At 46.6% G+C, this 19,197-nt stretch carries 14 protein-coding genes; 4 read left to right on the top strand and 10 right to left on the bottom strand.

The window, feature by feature from the left end:
- Window positions 1-20: 20 nt before the first annotated feature.
- Complete coding sequence (zapE, locus tag ACWYU8_RS16035; RefSeq protein ID WP_457520751.1) at window positions 21-1,124, bottom strand: cell division protein ZapE; 1,104 nt, start codon at window positions 1,122-1,124, stop codon at window positions 21-23.
- A gap of 230 nt (window positions 1,125-1,354) precedes the next feature.
- Between zapE and zapG the strand changes: the two genes are divergently transcribed.
- The 3 genes from zapG (at window position 1,355) to degS (ending at window position 4,623) form a co-directional block, all read left to right on the top strand.
- Window positions 1,355-1,798, top strand: coding sequence for a Z-ring associated protein ZapG (zapG, locus tag ACWYU8_RS16030; protein ID WP_457520749.1), 444 nt, complete (start codon window positions 1,355-1,357; stop codon window positions 1,796-1,798).
- Between the two features lie 195 nt (window positions 1,799-1,993).
- Window positions 1,994-3,361 carry a Do family serine endopeptidase gene (locus tag ACWYU8_RS16025; protein WP_457520748.1) on the top strand — a complete coding sequence of 456 codons (1,368 nt, stop codon included), beginning with the start codon at window positions 1,994-1,996 and terminating at the stop codon, window positions 3,359-3,361.
- 197 nt (window positions 3,362-3,558) lie between these two features.
- Entirely contained in the window at window positions 3,559-4,623 is a 1,065-nt protein-coding gene (gene degS / locus ACWYU8_RS16020) for an outer membrane-stress sensor serine endopeptidase DegS (protein WP_457520747.1), read from the top strand.
- Window positions 4,624-4,656: 33 nt separating this feature from the next.
- Here the strand turns inward: degS and parC are convergent, their stop codons facing one another.
- The 6 genes from parC to nudF all read right to left on the bottom strand — a co-directional run bounded on the left by parC (window position 4,657) and on the right by nudF (window position 11,735).
- Complete coding sequence (gene parC, locus ACWYU8_RS16015) at window positions 4,657-6,942, bottom strand: DNA topoisomerase IV subunit A (protein ID WP_457520746.1); 2,286 nt, start codon at window positions 6,940-6,942, stop codon at window positions 4,657-4,659.
- 3 nt (window positions 6,943-6,945) lie between these two features.
- Window positions 6,946-8,826 carry a DNA topoisomerase IV subunit B gene (gene parE / locus ACWYU8_RS16010; RefSeq protein WP_457520745.1) on the bottom strand — a complete coding sequence of 627 codons (1,881 nt, stop codon included), beginning with the start codon at window positions 8,824-8,826 and terminating at the stop codon, window positions 6,946-6,948.
- A gap of 304 nt (window positions 8,827-9,130) precedes the next feature.
- A complete protein-coding gene (gene yqiA, locus ACWYU8_RS16005; RefSeq protein WP_444494648.1) occupies window positions 9,131-9,715 on the bottom strand; it encodes an esterase YqiA in 585 nt (194 codons plus the stop codon).
- A 54-nt stretch (window positions 9,716-9,769) separates the two neighbouring features.
- Window positions 9,770-10,576 (bottom strand): 3',5'-cyclic-AMP phosphodiesterase, encoded by an 807-nt coding sequence (cpdA, locus tag ACWYU8_RS16000; protein ID WP_457520744.1) that lies wholly within the window; start codon window positions 10,574-10,576, stop codon window positions 9,770-9,772.
- Between the two features lie 46 nt (window positions 10,577-10,622).
- Complete coding sequence (locus ACWYU8_RS15995) at window positions 10,623-11,084, bottom strand: DUF1249 family protein (RefSeq protein ID WP_457520743.1); 462 nt, start codon at window positions 11,082-11,084, stop codon at window positions 10,623-10,625.
- Between the two features lie 3 nt (window positions 11,085-11,087).
- On the bottom strand, window positions 11,088-11,735 hold the full coding sequence (gene nudF, locus ACWYU8_RS15990) for an ADP-ribose diphosphatase (RefSeq protein ID WP_457520742.1): 648 nt from the start codon (window positions 11,733-11,735) through the stop codon (window positions 11,088-11,090).
- A gap of 229 nt (window positions 11,736-11,964) precedes the next feature.
- Here nudF and tolC point away from each other — a divergent pair, with 229 nt between their 5' ends.
- On the top strand, window positions 11,965-13,287 hold the full coding sequence (tolC, locus tag ACWYU8_RS15985; RefSeq protein WP_457520741.1) for an outer membrane channel protein TolC: 1,323 nt from the start codon (window positions 11,965-11,967) through the stop codon (window positions 13,285-13,287).
- Between the two features lie 144 nt (window positions 13,288-13,431).
- Here tolC and hldE read toward each other — a convergent pair whose 3' ends face one another.
- The 3 genes from hldE to ACWYU8_RS15970 form a co-directional block, all read right to left on the bottom strand.
- Complete coding sequence (gene hldE, locus ACWYU8_RS15980) at window positions 13,432-14,862, bottom strand: bifunctional D-glycero-beta-D-manno-heptose-7-phosphate kinase/D-glycero-beta-D-manno-heptose 1-phosphate adenylyltransferase HldE (RefSeq protein ID WP_457520740.1); 1,431 nt, start codon at window positions 14,860-14,862, stop codon at window positions 13,432-13,434.
- A 66-nt stretch (window positions 14,863-14,928) separates the two neighbouring features.
- Complete coding sequence (glnE, locus tag ACWYU8_RS15975) at window positions 14,929-17,772, bottom strand: bifunctional [glutamate--ammonia ligase]-adenylyl-L-tyrosine phosphorylase/[glutamate--ammonia-ligase] adenylyltransferase (RefSeq protein ID WP_457520739.1); 2,844 nt, start codon at window positions 17,770-17,772, stop codon at window positions 14,929-14,931.
- Window positions 17,773-17,880: 108 nt separating this feature from the next.
- Window positions 17,881-19,137 carry a methyl-accepting chemotaxis protein gene (locus ACWYU8_RS15970; RefSeq protein ID WP_457520738.1) on the bottom strand — a complete coding sequence of 419 codons (1,257 nt, stop codon included), beginning with the start codon at window positions 19,135-19,137 and terminating at the stop codon, window positions 17,881-17,883.
- Between the last annotated feature and the right edge of the window lie 60 nt (window positions 19,138-19,197).

Below are 19,197 nucleotides of genomic sequence, written 5' to 3'. Positions count from 1 at the left end.
ATTTTAAGAAACACGCCAATTTAGGCTAAATGTTCTCTTGCGAGGTACTCATGACTCTGCATCTCAGTCAAGCGGGATAAGCAGCGTTTAAACTCAAACTCCAACTGACCCTGCGTATATAAACTATCCATTGGCACTTCGGCAGAAATGATCAGTTTTACATGACGCTCGTAAAACTCATCGACCAACGCAATAAAACGCCTTGCCGCATCATCAATTTTGCCACTCATCTGTTGGACATCGGCAAGTAATACGGTGTGATAAATACGCGAAAGCTCGATATAGTCATTCTGACTACGCATCGTCTGGCATAACTGAGCAAATGAAGCATGCAATACACCATCACTCGCTTCAATAACGTCGATTTTACGATGATTAATCTCTATCTGATGCGCCACAACCGTTCTCTCTCCAGTTAACTGCTGGTAGTACTTATTGAGATTAACCGTCGCTTGCTCATCGAGTGGATGATGGTAGATCTCCGCCTGCTCAAGCGTTCTCAAGCGATAATCCACACCGCTATCGACATTCAATACGTCGCAGCGTTGCAGAATCATCTCAATGGCAGGCAAGAAGCGAGCTCTTTGCAGGCCATTGCGATACAAGTTTTGTGGTTCAATGTTAGAGGTAGCCACCAGCACCATCTGACGTTTGAACATCTCTTGCAACAAAGTCGCGAGAATCATTGCGTCTGTGATATCAGAGACAAAAAATTCATCAAAGCACACCACATCTGCTTCTTCTTTGAATAAATCTGCCACCTTCGATAGTGGGTTTTCAACATCGCCTAATCGCTTCATTTCATCGTGTACCCGGTACATGAATCGATGAAAATGGACTCTCATTTTTCTGTCTGTTGGTAATCCATCAAAAAACGCATCCATTAAATAGGTTTTGCCGCGCCCTACACCTCCCCAAAAGTACAAACCTTTTGGTGGTTGAGGCATCTCCGCTTTTTTACCCATGAGCTTTTGCCATTTAGACAACTGGGGGGTCGGTGCAGACTGAAATTCAACAATAGCATGGTAGAGCTTATCTAGAGCAGTAACCGCTTGATGCTGGGCTTCATCACGCTGGAATCCATGTGCTGCTATGTCATTTTGATATCGTTCTAGTGGTGTCATCGCGTTAGGTCGTATTAGATGTACAGGGAATTATCACCTCAGGGGAATGTCAGAATAGAGCATTAATACACGCAGAAAATGAACGCGAGAAATAAACACGCCCTAGTTATCAGTCCCCGAAGACATACTGCTATTTTTCTTTATCGGCTTTGCAAGCCATAGTAACATGGACGCACACCTCGTGTAACTAAGTAGTAAAAGACTTGTTAAAACAAATATAAGGAGCAGTTATGCCTTGGATTCATGCCATTGTGGGTTTGCTGGTCGGTACAATCGTAGGCGTAGTCATTAGCAGACTAACCACCCCTGAATACAAAAAGCAGAAGTCTGTCAAAAAAGAACTTGAATCAGCTAAATTTGAACTTGAGCAACAACGTCAAGAGCTGGTTGATCACTTTGCGCAAACCGCAGAGATGCTCGATACCTTGGGTAAAGACTACACCAAACTCTATCAGCATTTGGCTAAGACCTCTTCTGAACTTCTGCCGAACCTGCCTGAACAAGATAATCCGTTTGATAAGAGAGCGGCGATGGCGTCAGAGCAAATCAAAGAAGATCAGCCTGACATTAACGAACAGCCAAAAGATTACGCCAATGGCGCAACTGGCCTGTTAAAAGACAAAGAGAAAGAAATCATTAGTGCTCCTGAAGTCGTAACAGCTAAAGCATCATAATCCCTCTTTCACTCTCCCAGTAGGTCGATACATAAAATTAAAATTTGTATCGACCTGTTTTGAACTTTTCTAAAACCGCACATCTCTAACTTACTTGTGGACTGCCGTCCCCTTTTGAATATCCCAACTAATCCCTATATTACTAATAGTTAGGATATTTCTTTTTGGCAGACATGTTTCAAGAGGAGTTATTGGATGAAAAAACCACTGCTTGCACTAACCGTTCTATCTTTAAGCCTGAGCTCAATTCTAGCGCCAATACAGGCTACAGCAGCCTTGCCACTCAGCATGGATGGCCAGCAACTACCAAGCTTGGCACCTATGCTGGAAAAAGTAACCCCGGCAGTTGTCAGCATCGCGGTAGAAGGCAAACAAGTGCAGACAAGCCGCATTCCTGAGCAGTTTCAATTTTTCTTCGGCCCAGATTTCCCTATGGAGCAAAAACGAGAACGTCCGTTCCGTGGCTTAGGTTCTGGTGTCATCGTTGATGCTGGTAAAGGCCATATCGTAACGAATTATCACGTAATAAAAGGGGCGGATGAGATTCGAGTACGTTTATACGATGGCCGCGAATATGACGCCGAGCTCATCGGTGGCGATGAAATGGCGGATGTCGCACTACTTAAATTAGAAAAAGCGAAGAACCTGACTCAAATTAAAATTGCCGACTCAGATAAGCTGCGTGTTGGTGACTTTACGGTTGCGATTGGTAACCCGTTCGGGCTGGGTCAAACCGTCACTTCCGGTATCGTTTCTGCGCTTGGCCGAAGCGGCCTGAATGTCGAAAACTTTGAAAACTTCATTCAAACCGATGCGGCTATCAACAGCGGTAACTCAGGTGGCGCGCTGGTCAACCTAAATGGCGAGCTGATTGGTATCAACACCGCGATTTTGGGCCCAAATGGCGGCAACGTCGGGATTGGCTTTGCGATTCCATCTAACATGATGAAAAACCTCACCGAACAGATTTTAGAATTTGGTGAAGTCAAACGTGGCATGCTAGGCGTTCAGGGCGGAGAAGTGACATCTGAACTGGCGGAAGCACTAGGCTATGAGGCGAGTAAAGGTGCCTTCATTGGACAGGTAGTTCCGGATAGTGCCGCTGACAAGGCTGGCTTAAAAGCAGGTGACATCATTGTTTCAGTGAATGGTAAACCTATCAGTACGTTCTCGGAATTGCGCGCCAAAGTCGCCACTCTCGGGGCTGGTAAGAAGATTTCTCTGGGCGTAATTCGAGACGGTAAAGACCAAACCTTTGATGTGACGCTGGGCGAATCTACCAACGTGAAAGCAAAAGCAGAAACGCTACATGAAGGTCTTAAAGGCGCTGAGTTGAGTAACACAACTCCAAACGATTCGGTACAAGGCGTGAAAGTCACGAGCGTCGTTGAAAACTCAGCAGCGGCTCAATACCAGTTGCAAGAGGGTGACATCATTATTGGTGTCAACCGTCAGCGAGTAAAAAATATCGCTGAACTGCGTGCCATTGTAGAGAAACACAAAGGTGTCCTGGCTCTCAACATCCAACGCGGTGAGCGTACTATTTACCTGGTCATTCGTTAGTATCATTGGTTTAAAAATGAGGAAGTATTCGTTCTGTGCGTTCACGAAATCGGGTGATAAAGCTCGAATACTTTGACTAACGTTTAATCAGGCCATTAAAAGGGCAGCATGATCACGTGCTGCCCTTTTGTTATTTATCAATGTAATGCTATTCTTCAACTTTCTATGCCATTTTGGCGTTCATGCATGGAGAGGATATGCTCAGCTTTTTATTACGTTCTGTCTTTTTAGGCTTAGCAACCGCCGCTGTTGTTCTACTGGCCGTTCCATCACTACGTCACAATGTCATTCCAGCTGCACTTGATCCCGAACCGGATAACATCGCGTCACTTGAGATCTCTTTTAATCAGGCCGTAAGAAGAGCAGCCCCTGCCGTGGTGAATATTTACAGTCGTAAGTACGTTGAAAATGATCGCAGTAAGCTTTCTACACAAGGCTTGGGCTCAGGTGTCATCGTCAGCGAAAAAGGCTACATCATTACTAACTACCATGTTGTGGCACAGGCCGATCAAATCGTAGTAGCACTGCAGGACGGCCGGGCAGCCGCCGCTCAGCTTGTCGGTACAGACAAACGTACTGATATTGCGGTTCTGCGCGTGGACGGCTCGAATCTGCCAGTCATTCCACTCAACTCCGAATACAAGCCTCAGGTAGGAGACGTGGTGCTTGCCATTGGCAACCCATATAACCTGGGACAAACCACTACCTTTGGCATTATCTCCGCGACGGGACGATCTTCTATCAGTGATGGACGCCAGGCGTTTATTCAAACGGATGCTGCAATCAACGAAGGCAACTCAGGTGGCGCACTGGTGAACACTCAAGGTGAGTTGGTCGGCATTAATACCGCCTCTTTCCAGCAAGCGACCGATTTAGAAACCTATGGTATTTCGTTCGCGATACCAGCGCCACTAGCGAACAAGATCATGCATAAAATCATCGCTGACGGACGTGTTATTCGCGGTTATATCGGTATTGATGGTCAAGACATCAATGCCGTGACAGCGCGTTTATTGGGTAATGAACACATTGGTGGGATTGTTGTGCTTGGTATCGATCCAAATGGCCCCGCGAGTGCGGCAGGATTTGAAAAGCAAGACATTATTATTAGTATCGATGGCAATAAGGTTCAGGGGCGTCAAAGTGTGATGGATATTGTCACTGATTTGCGTCCAGGTACAACCGTCGACGTAGGTATCATTCGTCAAGGCAAGGAAATCACCTTAAAAGTCACCATTGCCGAAGATAAACAAGAAGCATAAAAAAATCCCAGCCACCGGCTGGGATTTTTGTTTTTATTCGCTATCGCTCGATTGTTCAGTATTGTCTGATTCACCGAGTTCGATATCAATTCGCGTCACTCGTTGTAAACCTCTCGGAAGCAAGCTTCCTCGACGGCCACGCTCACCACGGAAGTTATCTAAGTCCGTTGGTTTCAGGCCTAGTTTACGCTTACCTGCATACAGAGTCAGAGATGCGCCCTGCGGCAGAGCAATAAGATGTGACAACACTTCTTCACGTTCTTTCGCTTTCGCGGCAGGAATGTTGATGATCTTGTTACCTTTTCCTTTCGCTAATTGCGGCAGGTCTTTAATTGGGAACAACAACATACGCCCCTGGTTTGTGATCGCTAAGATTTCATCCGAATCTAAGTCTTCAATCGCTTTTGGTTCCATCACCTCAGAGTTCGTCGGTAAGGTCACTAGCGCTTTACCGCTGCGGTTCTTAGATAGTAAATCCGCACCTTTACACACAAAACCATAGCCCGCATCAGAACCCACCAGCCACAGCTGATCTTCTTCGCCCATAATAACCTGACGAATGCTTGTGCCAACGGTAATGTTCAAACGCCCGGTAATCGGCTCACCCTGACTACGTGCAGATGGCAACGAGTGTGACTCAAGCGAATAGCTTCTACCGTCGCTGCCAAGGAATACGGCAGGTTGGCTGCTCTTGCCTCGAGCGTGCGCCAGGTAGTTATCGCCAGACTTGTAGTTCAAGCTGTCAGGCTCTAGATCGTGGCCTTTCGCATGACGAATCCAACCTTTTTCAGAAAGTACGACGGTAATTGGTTCGCTTGGTACCAGATCACGCTCAGTCAGCGCTTTCGCTTCAGAGCGCTCTACCAAAGGAGAACGGCGATCATCACCGTACTTCTCAGCATCCGCTTTGATCTCTTTTTTCAGTAATGTGTTCAGACGACGCTCAGAACCTAAAAGCTGCTCTAGTTTCTCACGTTCTTTTTCCAGATCTTCTTGCTCACCGCGGATCTTCATCTCTTCAAGCTTGGCAAGATGACGAAGTTTGGTATCAAGAATCGCATCAGCTTGAATATCCGTGATACCAAAGCGTTCCATAAGCACCGCTTTCGGATCGTCTTCAGTACGGATGATCTCAATCACTTCATCCAGGTTCAGGTAAGCAATCAACAAACCTTCTAAGATGTGTAGTCGAGCCATTACTTTATCTAAGCGATATTGCAGACGACGGCGAACTGTAGTGCGACGGAACTCAATCCATTCAGATAAGATTTGAACCAGACCTTTCACCTGAGGACGGTTATCCAGACCAATCATATTCAAGTTAACGCGATAGCTGCGTTCAAGATCAGTGGATGCAAACAGGTGATTCATCAATAGATCGCAATCAATACGGTTAGAGCGAGGCACGATGACGATACGAGTCGGGTTCTCATGATCCGATTCATCACGCAAATCCTCAACCATTGGCAACTTCTTCGCGCGCATTTGGTTTGCGATCTGCTCAAGCAGTTTGGCACCGGAGACTTGATGTGGAATCGAAGTGATGACGATTTCCGAGCCTTCCTTATGCCACACAGCACGCATTTTAATGCTGCCGCGGCCGTTACGATAAATCTTCTCGATCTCCGCTTGTGGTGAAATGATCTCCGCTTCCGTCGGGTAGTCAGGACCTTTCACAAACTGCATCACTTCCGGCAGATCCGCTTGCGGATTGTCGATCAGATGGATCGTTGCATCCGCGACTTCTCGTACGTTGTGTGGCGGAATATCAGTCGCCATACCAACTGCGATACCCGTTACGCCGTTTAGCAGGATATGCGGCAAACGGGCTGGCAACATTTGCGGCTCTTTCATCGTGCCGTCAAAGTTTGGTTGCCACTCAACCGTGCCCTGACCTAATTCGCCCAGCAGTACTTCAGCAAACTTAGACAGTTTCGCTTCGGTATAACGCATCGCCGCGAAGGATTTAGGATCATCTGGCGCACCCCAGTTACCCTGACCATCAACCAGTGGATAACGGTAAGAGAATGGCTGTGCCATCAATACCATCGCTTCGTAACATGCAGAGTCACCGTGCGGATGGTATTTACCCAACACGTCACCCACGGTACGTGCTGATTTTTTGTATTTTGCTGATGCCGAAAGACCAAGCTCCGACATCGCGTAGATGATACGTCGTTGAACCGGCTTTAACCCATCGCCAATGTATGGCAATGCGCGATCCATAATTACGTACATCGAGTAGTTCAGATAAGCGTCTTCGGTGAACTTGCGCATTGGCAACTGTTCAACGCCATCGTAAGTAATTTCTGTAGACATTCGTTAAACCTCTGCCAAGTCGCCGTTGTTTTGTAGCCAAGAGCGACGGTCATCTGCTCGTTTCTTACCAAGCAACATGTCCATCATTTCCATGGTCGCTGCAGAGTCATCAATGGTTAGCTGCACCAGACGACGCGTGTTTGGATCCATGGTGGTCTCGCGCAACTGCAGTGGGTTCATCTCACCCAGACCTTTGAATCGCTGTACGTTGATTTTGGCTTTCTTCTTCGACAAGCGCTCTAAAATGCCATCTTTTTCATCGTCATCGAGTGCGTAGAACACTTCTTTTCCACAGTCGATTCGATACAGCGGCGGCATCGCAACATAGATATGACCCGCTTCAACCAGTGCACGGAAGTGACGAGTAAACAGGGCGCACAACAGAGTCGCGATGTGAAGACCATCCGAGTCCGCATCGGCCAGAATACAAACCTTACCGTAGCGAAGACCATCAAGGTTATCATTATCAGGGTCGATGCCCAGAGCGACAGAAATATCGTGTACTTCTTGTGACGCCAAAACTTGGTCTGCAGACACTTCCCAAGTATTCAATATCTTACCTCGAAGCGGCATGACGGCTTGGAACTCACGATCGCGGGCTTGCTTGGCTGAGCCACCCGCCGAGTCACCCTCGACAAAGAAGATTTCTGTGCGGTTTAAATCTTGTACAGAACAGTCGGTCAATTTACCTGGCAATGCCGGACCTGATGCGACTTTCTTTCGCACGACTTTCTTGCTCGCACGCATGCGGCGGTGTGCGTTAGCGATACAAACTTCAGCCAGTTGCTCTGCCAGTTGCGGCTTTTCATTTAACCATAGGCTGAACGCGTCTTTCACCACGCCAGATACGAACGCCGCCGTTTGACGAGAAGAAAGACGTTCTTTAGTCTGGCCGGCAAATTGCGGATCTTGAATCTTCACTGACAGAACATACGAACAACGGTCGAAGACATCATCACCGGTCAACTTCACGCCACGAGGAAGCAAGTTGCGGAATTCGCAGAACTCGCGCATTGCATCTAGCAAACCTTGGCGCAGGCCGTTTACGTGCGTACCACCCTGAGCGGTAGGGATAAGGTTCACGTAACTTTCAGTGATCATCTCACCGCCTTCTGGCTGCCAGATCACGGCCCAGTTTGCAGCTTCGGTTTCTGCTGAAAACTCACCAGTAAAAGGTTCTTCTGGCAGAACGGTGTAACCTTTAACGCCTTCCACAAGATAGTCTTTTAAACCATCTTCGTAGAACCACTTGTAGTCTTGGTTATTTACTTTGTCGGTAAAAGTGATTTCTAAGCCAGGACAAAGTACCGCTTTGGCACGCAGGTTGTTAATCAGACGAGTGACAGAGAAGTTTGCAGAATCAAAGTACTTAGTATCTGGCCAAAAATGTACACTGGTACCACGATTACGACGACCACAGGTCCCCGTTACAGTAAGGTCAGAGACTTTCTCTCCATGCTCAAAAGCAATATCGTAGATCTGACCATCACGGCGAACCGTAACTTCTACACGCTTAGAAAGCGCGTTCACGACAGAAATACCTACCCCGTGAAGACCACCAGAGAATTGGTAGTTTTTATTCGAGAATTTACCACCTGCGTGAAGCTTACATAAGATCAGTTCAACACCGGAGACTTTCTCTTCTGGATGGATATCTACAGGCATGCCTCGACCATCATCGATCACTTCCAGTGATTGGTCTGCATGTAGGATGACTTGTACTTTAGTGGCATGTCCGGCTAGCGCTTCATCGACACTGTTATCGATAACCTCTTGGCCCAAGTGGTTTGGGCGCGCTGTATCCGTATACATCCCAGGTCGGCGACGTACTGGCTCTAAGCCATTCAGTACTTCAATGGCCCCAGCATTATATTGTTCAGTCATAATACGGAATTGTTCTCAACGTTTATTTGTTGCCTGAGCACCGCTGATTAGAATGTGCGAGCTCAGAAAACGAAAAAGCCACCCTGTTTGTATCTTTTAGTGTTTGTAAATCTGATACATAACAAAGCAGCCAGAGCCCATGACTCTTAAAATCTTTCGGCAAAGCATAGTCGGAAAGCAAACCGCCTATGTCAAGAAACGCTTGGATATATCAATAAAAACTATGAGCGTATTCCAAACGTTCCTAGGGTCTGCTTATCTTTCGTGGTTAATTTTATTCGAAAGGTCCACAGCCCCCTGCAAATTACAGCTCAAGGAATTCGATAATCTTTGCAGGATAACGCTCAAAGCCTACAAAACTGTGATCACCGCCTTGTTCTACCGTTTGCTTAGATTGTGCAAACTTATTTACCGCCTGACGATAGTCTAAAACCTCGTCTTCAGTTTGTTGCAGAAGCCAAAACGAATTTGGCGATGCGATGCTTTGTACATCAAGAGCTTTTAGCTCGTCAATATGACGTGCCTCAAGTGTATAAGTTTCATTCGTATATGGGTTAGTTTGTTCACCCAAATAGTCGACTAACAGCTCATAAGGTTTCACTGCCGGGTTAACAACTACCGCTTTGAATCCAAATTTACTATTCAGCCAGGTTGACATAAAACCGCCCAGTGAGCTGCCTACTAAACCAATTTTGTAATCGTCCTGATACTGCTCAACAATATCTAGCAGCATCTGAGCGGATTGCTGAGGGAAACACGGCAACTGTGGAATAATCACTTTGATGTCCGGTCGATGCTGCTGGCAATATTCCCGCATTAAGTTTGCTTTCATTGAAAGCGGTGAGCTATTAAAACCATGGATGTAAAGTAATAGAGAAGGTTTAGTCATAAAAGTCTCACAATGAAAAAAGAAAGCCCGAACATATTGTTCGGGCAGGATTAGTTAGTATCCGTTCGAAGAGAAATCTGGTTGGAACTGACCTTCAGGGAGTCGGTGTACCTGAGTCGTAATGTCACCACTCGAATGCAGCTCTAATTCTCGCCAGCCTGGTGATGTAGTATCTAAGGCAAAATCATCTGAGTTAGGTTTGAATTGAACACACGTTGAAGGTGTCGCCATTACTCGAATACCATTGTGAAGCACATTCATATCTTGATGAACATGACCACACACAATGCCTTTCACGCTGTCAAAACGCTCTATGACTTGCCAGAATGCTTCCGCATCTTTCAGTGTATGCTGGTCGAGCCATGCACTACCAACAAGACGTGGATGGTGATGCAATAACACCAGCGTATGACGATCCGGAAACTCGTATAACTTATCTTCAAGCAGAGCTAATTGCTGATCACTTAAACGTCCATGTGGAACGCCTACGACTTGAGAGTCTAGAAGAATCATTTGCCACTTGTCACCAAGTAACACATGCTCAGTCGCCTTAATCTGCTCTGATGGAAGTACACTGCCCATATTTGGCTTGTAGTCATGATTGCCCGGCAGCCAAAAACAATCTTTTTCGAGCGGGGCAATGCCTGCAGCGAATCGTTGATAAGATTCCGCACTATGATCTTGCGAAATATCGCCAGTCGCTAAAATATAATCAAACCCCACCTTGCGGCGCAAAATCTCAGCCACCACAGCAGTATAGCTGTCGGCAGTTTTTACGCTCAGCAAACTTCCCTCATCTGCGGCAAACAGATGAGTATCCGTGATTTGTAAAAGTTTGATGCTGTCACTAGATGATTGCAAAATGAAAACCTGATTCGTCCACTATTTCGTTATTTGTTATTTCCCTTTAATGACGCGACGAAAAATTATTGAAGGCAAGTGGCGTTCTACTGATCCCACTTCTTAAACAAAACGTCAGCCATTCACCAAGGAATGTATTGAGCTGATGCTTTTCATCTTTCTGCATCAGCTTATCGTTGGGATAATCATATTTAGCTTGTATACGAGAGAAGTCTCCGCTTGAGCATACTTCCGCGACCCTCGCATCGTGATAAAGCCTGACAGACATCTTCGGTAAAGGAAACACTGGCGTTTCATCACTCTGACATATCTCAACAACTGTGGTGTATTTTGTGACTTCATTCACGGTCAGTTGGTAAACCATGTTCGCAGCTTGGTAACAACGAACATCACCGACCTCGGCAGAGACAGGCAGCAAGGCATTTAACTTAGCGTAATTCGTCTCATAGGTTCTCATTAGACCCACTAAATCAACATGATATCGCTGTTTTTCAGCTATCTGTGCCATTACTCACTCTCCACCTTTATGGGGACTCCCCCATTGTGATTTCAACTCCAGATGATTCAATTGCAACCACTGTACTGCAATAATTGAAGCAGCATTTTCAAGTTTTCCATCTTTCACCCATTGATACGCTTCTTCACGACTGATCACGTGAACTCGAATATCTTCATCTTCATAGTCTAAACCATGAATGCCATGCGCCACAGAAGCATCGACTTCTCCGACAAAAACATCCAACTTTTCTGAGCAGCCACCTGAAGATGGATAGTAAGAGGTCATTGGAACGACACGTCCGACTTCAAGGCCCGCCTCTTCTTGAGCTTCGCGGCGGATCACTTCTTCCATAGACTCTTCTTTGTCTACCATACCAGCGACAATTTCAAGCTGCCAAGGATGCTCATGTTCTAATGCACCAACGCGGATCTGTTCAATGATCACAACCTGATCCGTTATCGGATCATAAGGTAACATCGCAGCTGCATGCCCACGTTCGAACATTTCTCGCTCAACAACGTCACTCCAACCACCAGCAAAAAGCCGATGTTTGAAACGGTACTTCACCATTTTAAAGAACCCCTTAAACAGGGTCTCTTTCGAGATGATTTCCACATCCTGTGAAGTATACTCATTTTGTCGCTTGTCACACTGTTGCATTCAGCACCTCTCTGAGTGAATCTTGTAGTGTACTCATTGTTATTCACTTGCTCAAAGGACTTGGCTCAACTTTTTGTATAATAGTTATAAATTATTTTAAGTATTACCTATTTTTTTATTGCACATATGGACAATTAAGTGTAAAAAAAAGCAAAGTTTCGAGTAAATATCGTGCAAACTGAGTTAAACTACTGAGAATTAACCAATCTATGGACCGCGGGAATAGAAAATGAAAAAATTGCTTCCACTATTTATCAGTGCAGCGCTAGGCAGCATAAGCGCATCATCTTATGCGGACTCTTTGGCTCAAATCTATGACTTAGCAAAACAGAACGATCCCCAATTGCTTAGTGTAGCAGCGCAGCGTGATCAAGCTTTTGAAGCAATCACATCCAGCCGCAGTGCCCTTTTACCACAAATCAATCTAACGGCAGGTTACAACCTGACCCGTGGCGACGTTGAGTATGATTCAAGTTCTGATGTATCCAACGACTCAAATGATCTAACTGCCGGAATTAACTTCTCTCAAGAGCTATACAACCGCGCCTCTTGGATCACGTTGGACACTGCAGAGAAAACCGCTCGTCAGGCAGACGCTACTTACGCTGCAACTCAACAAAGTTTGATCCTGCGCGTATCACAAGCGTACTTTGAAGTATTACGTGCTCAAGATAACCTCGTTTTTGTCCGCGCAGAAAAAGCCGCCGTTGGTCGCCAACTTGAACAAACTAAGCAACGTTTTGAAGTCGGTCTGTCTGCAATTACTGACGTTCATGATGCACAAGCAGAATACGATGCAGTACTTGCTGATGAAGTATTGGCAGAAAATGATCTGATCAACAGCTACGAATCGCTACGTGAGATCACAGGCCAAGAGCACAAGAACCTGAATGTGCTTGATACTGATCGCTTCTCTGCAAGTGGCTCAAACAGCCCGGCAGAAGCCCTTATCGACGAAGCAAAAGAGAAAAACCTAAGCTTGCTGTCTTCACGCATTTCGCAGGATATTGCTCGTGACAACATTTCTCTGGCAAGTTCAGGCCACTTACCAACGCTGACACTAGATGGTGGTTACAACTACGGTGATACTTCTCACAGTAGTAGTGATTACACGACAGATAACGTCAATATCGGCGTTAATCTCGCACTACCGTTATACACGGGTGGTCGTGTGACATCGGAAACCAAACAGGCAGAGTACGCTTATGTTGCGGCAAGTGAAGATCTTGAAGCACAATACCGCAGTGTAGTAAAAGAGGTTCGTGCGCAAAACAACAACATCAATGCTTCGATTGGTGCATTGAAAGCGTACGAGCAGTCTGTGGTTTCAGCGAAATCAGCGTTAGAAGCGACAGAAGCTGGTTTTGATGTAGGTACGCGTACGATTGTTGACGTTCTGGATGCAACCCGCCGTTTGTACGATGCAAACAGAAACCTGTCGAATGCACGCTACGACTACGTTCTGAGTCGCCTGCAGCTACGTCAGGCAGTTGGTACACTGAGCGAGCAAGACATCATCAACATCGATTCAGGTCTGAAACCTGCAATGTAATTCTTTACCGGATACGCAAAAACGCCAGTTGTTTATCAACTGGCGTTTTTTATTGCCTTGAAGGCTTCATCGGCAATTGGATCAAAAAAGGCCGCCTAACAGACGACCTTATGCTTAACGATTATAGACAGCATTAATCAATGATTAACCTTTGCCGCCTTTAATCGCATTAATGATTTCGCTGGTTGAGCAGCCATCTTCAAAGTTAAGTACGCGGACTTCACCACCTGCTGCGATCACTTCTTTACCACCCGCAATCTCTTCTGGTTTATAGTCGCCACCTTTAACCAACAGGCTTGGCAGAACCTCTGAGATCAAACGCTGAGGTGTATCTTCGCTAAATGGGACTACCCAATCAACCGCGCCCAAACCAGCCAATACGGCCATACGGCGATCAGTCGGGTTGACAGGACGACCCGGACCTTTCAGACGTTTAACCGATTCATCGGTATTCACGGCAACGATAAGGCGATCCCCAAGTTCAGCTGCATTATTGAGATAAGAGACATGGCCTGCGTGAAGGATATCGAAGCAGCCATTGGTCATCACCACCTTCTCACCTCGCGCACGTGCTTTTTTAACTGCTTCAATCAGCGCTTTCTCTGAAATCACACCAAAGTCAGTATCTTTACTGCCGTGTACTGCTTCAGCTAATTCAATTTCAGACAGTGTCGATGTACCCAGTTTACCAACCACAACACCTGCGGCTGCATTTGCCAGCGCACACGCTTCTTCGAAAGATTTACCCGCCGCAACTGAAGCGGCAAGTACCGAAATCACCGTATCACCAGCGCCAGTAACGTCATAAACTTCTTTCGCCTGGGTTGGCAGGTGGAATGGTTCCTGACCACGACGAATAAGAGTCATGCCATGCTCGCTGCGTGTCACCAATAGGGCTTCTAAATCATACTTATCAACAAGAGCTAACGCTTTTTCCGCCAGATCCTGATCAGATTTCACTTTGCCTACCACATCTTCAAATTCTTTCATGTTAGGAGTCAGCAACGTCGCACCACGGTAACGTTCGAAATCGGCCCCTTTTGGATCGATAAAGACTGACACATTCGCCGCGCGTGCTTTCTGAATGTAAGCTTGAACGTGCTCGAGTGTTCCCTTCGCGTAATCAGACAAGATCACTGCTTTTACGTTTGGCAGTGCAGAATCCATACGAGAAAGGACAGGCTCCGCGTCGGTATTTTCGAACTTGTCTTCAAAGTCCAGACGGATCAGCTGCTGACCACGGCTCATCACGCGAAGCTTGGTGATCGTTGGGTAGTTTGGCAACGCGACAAAGTCACATTTCACTTTTAACGAGGTTAGCGTTTCAGTCAGCACTTTTGCTGGCTCATCCATGCCTGTCAGACCAATAATATGCGCATGGCCGCCCAATGATGCGATATTCATCGCTACGTTTGCAGCACCACCAGGACGCTCTTCATTGTTTTCTACTTTTACAACAGGAACCGGCGCTTCAGGAGAAATTCGTCCGGTTGGGCCATACCAGTAACGATCTAGCATGACATCACCGATGATAAGCACACCAGCGTTGTTGTAATCAGGTAGAATTGGTTTCATTATTGGTCTCCAAAAATTAAATCGACGAGAGTTTAACACAGCCCTTAACGCGGCAGAACCATGCTGTTAAGCGAACCATTGATTCCATGCCTCTTTTACCGATTCCCTTTCCGCAACAAACTTATCTTCGACAACATCCGCATCTAAATTGAGTAGGTTTCTGTGGTGTATCTCGTTACGCATGGACGTGTAAGCACTGATCAATTGCATGGCTTGCTCTTCGTCCATAACACCTTGTGCAATAAGCGTTTCAAAAATTCGCACGTTATCACACCAACGCGTTAACTTAGGTTTCTCGTGACTAAAGTTAAGCACCAGATACTGCGCAAGGAACTCAATGTCGGTAATGCCACCGATATCTTGTTTAAGCATAAAGCGCCCCGCTTTTTTACCACCAAGGTGATCACGCATTTTTTCACGCATCTCGACCACCTCTTTCTTGAGCGTCTCTTGATCCCGCTCTTTGCAGAGCACATCATGGCGAGTGTTGTGAAAAGCAACGGCTAACGGTTCATCGCCATAAATCATCCGGGCACGAACCAAGGCTTGATGTTCCCAGGTCCAAGCTTCCTGATGTTGATATTCTGCAAACGCATCGGTTGGACTCACCAGCAAGCCCGAGGCACCTGATGGACGTAAGCGAGTGTCCACTTCGTACAGAATGCCTGATGCTGTTCGCGTTGAAAAAATATGGATAATGCGCTGCGCTAAACGAAGGTAAAACTGGCGACCATCAATTTCTCTCTTCCCGTCAGTATAAACGTCGACCGGACAATCATGCATAAACACGATGTCTAAATCGGAATTGTAGCCCAACTCCCAGCCACCAACTTTGCCGTAACCGATTACCGCAAAACCTCTTCCTTCACGGTCTTTGACATGTGTCGGCTCACCGTATTTTTCAGAGACTTGCAACCATGCCTGACTGACCACCGCCTCAACGATAGCTTCTGCCAGATAAGTTAAGTGGTCACTCACCTTCATCACAGGCAAAGCGCCAGCAATATCGGCGGCAGCGATACGCAAGATACAAATTTGCTTGAATTGACGCAGAGCTTCCATCTGCTGTTCCATGTCATCTTCTGGAATTCGTGCCAGAAAATCACGTAACTCAGTGCGGTAGCTATCTAATGGAATTGGATTGTACAGCTGTTGCGGATCAATCAGTTCATCAAGCAGTATTGGGTATCGGGATAACTGCTCCGAAATCATCGGGCTTGCCGTACACAATCTCACAAGCTGAATCAGCGCTGCAGGGTGTTCATCCAACAGCTCTAAGTACGTCGTTCGTGTGCAAATCTTGTGCAGTAAGTGAAGTACTCTTGGTAAGCCAAACTGCGCATCGGGATGGGTGAATACTGCATCGAACACTTTAGGCATCAGCCTGGTCAGTACTTCTCTCCCGCGAGGACCGAGCGTTTTCTTCGCAATGTCTTGTTTAAATTCGATGATGGTTTTCGCGCAGGATGCAAAATCTTCCACCTGAATATCTTGCTGCAGAATATTTTCCATCACATCCTGTTTATTCGCCATGTCCCACAACTCATGAAAATGACGAGCCACGTTGTTGCCTTCATCTTCTTCATCATCACCGATCAGTAAACCGAACACTTGGTGAACATTGGCCATGTGTAACTGAGTTTGCGTAATCAGTTGATCCCACGATTCAAATTTCATCGCGGTGGCCAGTTTTAATCGTTCAATGTCACAATCAGGCAGTGTCTGAGTCTGTTTATCCGCCATGGCTTGCAGCAAGTTTTCAAGCTGGCGCAAATATTTGTATGCTGCTTCCAGACTGCGTACTTCTGCTGAAGTTAGCAGAGCGAGTTCTTCAACTCCTTGCAGGGTTTCCAGTAAGCCTCGATTACGCAGAGAAGGCTCTCGTCCGCCTCGAATAAGCTGAAACACCTGAGCGATAAACTCGATTTCACGGATTCCGCCAGCACCAAGTTTGATGTTGTTATTCAGACCACGACGGCGCACTTCACTGCTGATCATCGACTTCATGCGGCGCAATGACTGAATGGCACTGAAGTCAATGTAGCGGCGGAACACGAAAGGGCGCAGCATCTGACGCAACTCTTGATACTGGGGATACATTTCACAACCCATCACTCGCGCTTTCACCATCGCATAGCGTTCCCAGTCACGCCCCTGCTCTTGGTAGTAATCTTCCAGTGCGGCGTAACTCATCACCAGAGGACCACTCTCACCAAACGGGCGTAAACGCATATCGACTCGGTAGCAGAAGCCGTCGTAGGTTTGTTGATCAAGCGCTTTAATCAGTCGCTGTCCCAGACGAGTAAAGAACTGCGCGTTAGCAATACTACGGCGCGCACCTTGAGTTTCGCCGTTTTCTGGATAGGTAAAAATGAGATCAATATCGGAAGAGAAGTTCAGCTCGCCGCCACCAAGCTTACCCATGCCAATGATCAGCATTGGTTGCGCTTCGCCTTTGGCGTTAGTGGGTGTCCCCCACTCTTTACAGCAAGCCAGATACTGCCATTGGTACGTTTCGAAAATCAACGCTTCAGCCAGTTGAGAGAGATGACTTAATGACTCTTCAAGTGTCCAGGCATGGAGAAAGTCCTTCCACGCAATATAAACCATCTCGCGATTACGGAACTGACGTAATACACGATGACCAGACATCTCATCCTGACACTCCGCCAATAATGCCGCCAGTCGCGCTCGGTAAGACGCTTTACGACTTGGCTCTGCCAGTATTTCCGGTAAATCCTGCGCAAGCTTTTCATCTCGTTGAATGGCATCAGTGATGAACTTACTCAGGCCTGCTACATATTGAAATTGCTCTGCAACTTCATTTGGCCACAATTGAAAGTAACCCGCTTGCTGAGCATTTTGCACCGCAGGTTCAGCGACAGTAATCAATGACGAAGGCAGCTGCATTTTTCTTCCTTGTGTGAAAAGCACTATGATTGATTCTTTATACCAGACTTAAAGCAAATAAAAACGCCCACAAAGGGTTTGTGGGCGTTTAATCAAAACCTATTAGTTTTAAACACTGAATAACTTAATTTTTTTATCCAATTCTTCAGCGTTATTTTGCATCGTCTCTGAGGTTTCTAACAGTTCAGTCACCACTATCACAGATGCCTCAACCAGCTCCCGAACATTGGTTAAGTTTTGGCTCATTTCTTCTGCAACACTGCTCTGCTGGCCCGAAGCCGTGGCAATTTGGAAATTCATATCATTGATGTGCGTTACCTGAGTCACGATACCATCGAGTTCTGCCCCCGCATTCGAGACCAGCTCATTGCCTTCTGCTGCCTCAACAACGCTTTTCTCCATCAGTTCAACGGCTGACTCTGCACTGGTTTGCAACTGAGCAATCATCTCCTGGATCTCAACCGTCGCTTGTTGTGTTCGCTGTGCCAGATTGCGAACTTCGTCAGCAACCACCGCAAAGCCGCGTCCTGCTTCTCCGGCTCGTGCCGCTTCTATCGCAGCGTTTAGCGCCAGTAAATTGGTCTGCTCAGAAATACCCTGAATGGTTCCCACGACACTGCCAATCGCTTCTACTCGTTCTTCGACTTGGTTTACTGCCTGCGCTGAAGAAGCAATATCTCTGGAAAGCTCACTCATCTTCGCGACGGTGCTCTGTAAGAATTGCTGACCGGCAATGGCTTGTGCGGATGCCTGCTCGGTCAGAGAGGAAGCTTGTTGCGCGTGTTCGGCAACAGTTTGAACGGTGGAAGACATCTCACTCATGGCCGTCGCAAGCTGGTCTATTTCATTAAACTCTTCTTGAGCCGACTCTTTTGTTTCTGACATGCTCAACGTCATCACTTCGGTTAACGTTGCTAATTCGTCCGACGACTGGATTTGCATTTGGATCACATCGTGCAGTTGGCGGCGTGTTTTTTCCAGTTCTCGTGCCACGTCTCCATATTCATCTTTACAATCCATCCCGAATGGTACCGACAAATTTTTGCTCGCCATCAGTTTAATTGCGTCATTAAGATACTGGGTTTGGCGCAACATGACTCGTGCAGCGGCAAACAGTAACACGACAAACACAGTAATAAGCAAAGCAGTCTGCCAAACAACCTGAGTGAGATACGCCTCATAATGCTGCTGGGCAACGTCTGCGTTCTGAGTCGCAGCTAAAAGCGAATCGTAAAAGGTATTCGCGTCCCAGAGTTGTTTCGCAACAATCAACACCGTACTGCATACCATCAGTATGACCATTTTAGGTATCAGTCGAATGTCAGATATGATCCTTTCCCAAGGCTTAAATGCCAGCTTTTCCATTGTCCGTTCTCCAGAGAGTCTTAAAAAGTTATATAACCATGCGCCATAAGATTCGTTACG

This window comes from Vibrio limimangrovi (assembly GCF_054064025.1).
This window is presented reverse-complemented; position numbering and strand designations above follow the sequence as displayed.

Bases quoted from the DNA above. Each gene is read 5' to 3' on its own strand.
- zapE (WP_457520751.1), bottom strand. From the start codon at position 1,124: ATGACACCACTAGAACGATATCAAAATGACATAGCAGCACATGGATTC.
- zapG (WP_457520749.1), top strand. From the start codon at position 1,355: ATGCCTTGGATTCATGCCATTGTGGGTTTGCTGGTCGGTACAATCGTA.
- ACWYU8_RS16025 (WP_457520748.1), top strand. From the start codon at position 1,994: ATGAAAAAACCACTGCTTGCACTAACCGTTCTATCTTTAAGCCTGAGC.
- degS (WP_457520747.1), top strand. From the start codon at position 3,559: ATGCTCAGCTTTTTATTACGTTCTGTCTTTTTAGGCTTAGCAACCGCC.
- parC (WP_457520746.1), bottom strand. From the start codon at position 6,942: ATGTCTACAGAAATTACTTACGATGGCGTTGAACAGTTGCCAATGCGC.
- parE (WP_457520745.1), bottom strand. From the start codon at position 8,826: ATGACTGAACAATATAATGCTGGGGCCATTGAAGTACTGAATGGCTTA.
- yqiA (WP_444494648.1), bottom strand. From the start codon at position 9,715: ATGACTAAACCTTCTCTATTACTTTACATCCATGGTTTTAATAGCTCA.
- ACWYU8_RS15995 (WP_457520743.1), bottom strand. From the start codon at position 11,084: ATGGCACAGATAGCTGAAAAACAGCGATATCATGTTGATTTAGTGGGT.
- nudF (WP_457520742.1), bottom strand. From the start codon at position 11,735: ATGCAACAGTGTGACAAGCGACAAAATGAGTATACTTCACAGGATGTG.
- tolC (WP_457520741.1), top strand. From the start codon at position 11,965: ATGAAAAAATTGCTTCCACTATTTATCAGTGCAGCGCTAGGCAGCATA.
- hldE (WP_457520740.1), bottom strand. From the start codon at position 14,862: ATGAAACCAATTCTACCTGATTACAACAACGCTGGTGTGCTTATCATC.
- glnE (WP_457520739.1), bottom strand. From the start codon at position 17,772: ATGCAGCTGCCTTCGTCATTGATTACTGTCGCTGAACCTGCGGTGCAA.
- ACWYU8_RS15970 (WP_457520738.1), bottom strand. From the start codon at position 19,137: ATGGAAAAGCTGGCATTTAAGCCTTGGGAAAGGATCATATCTGACATT.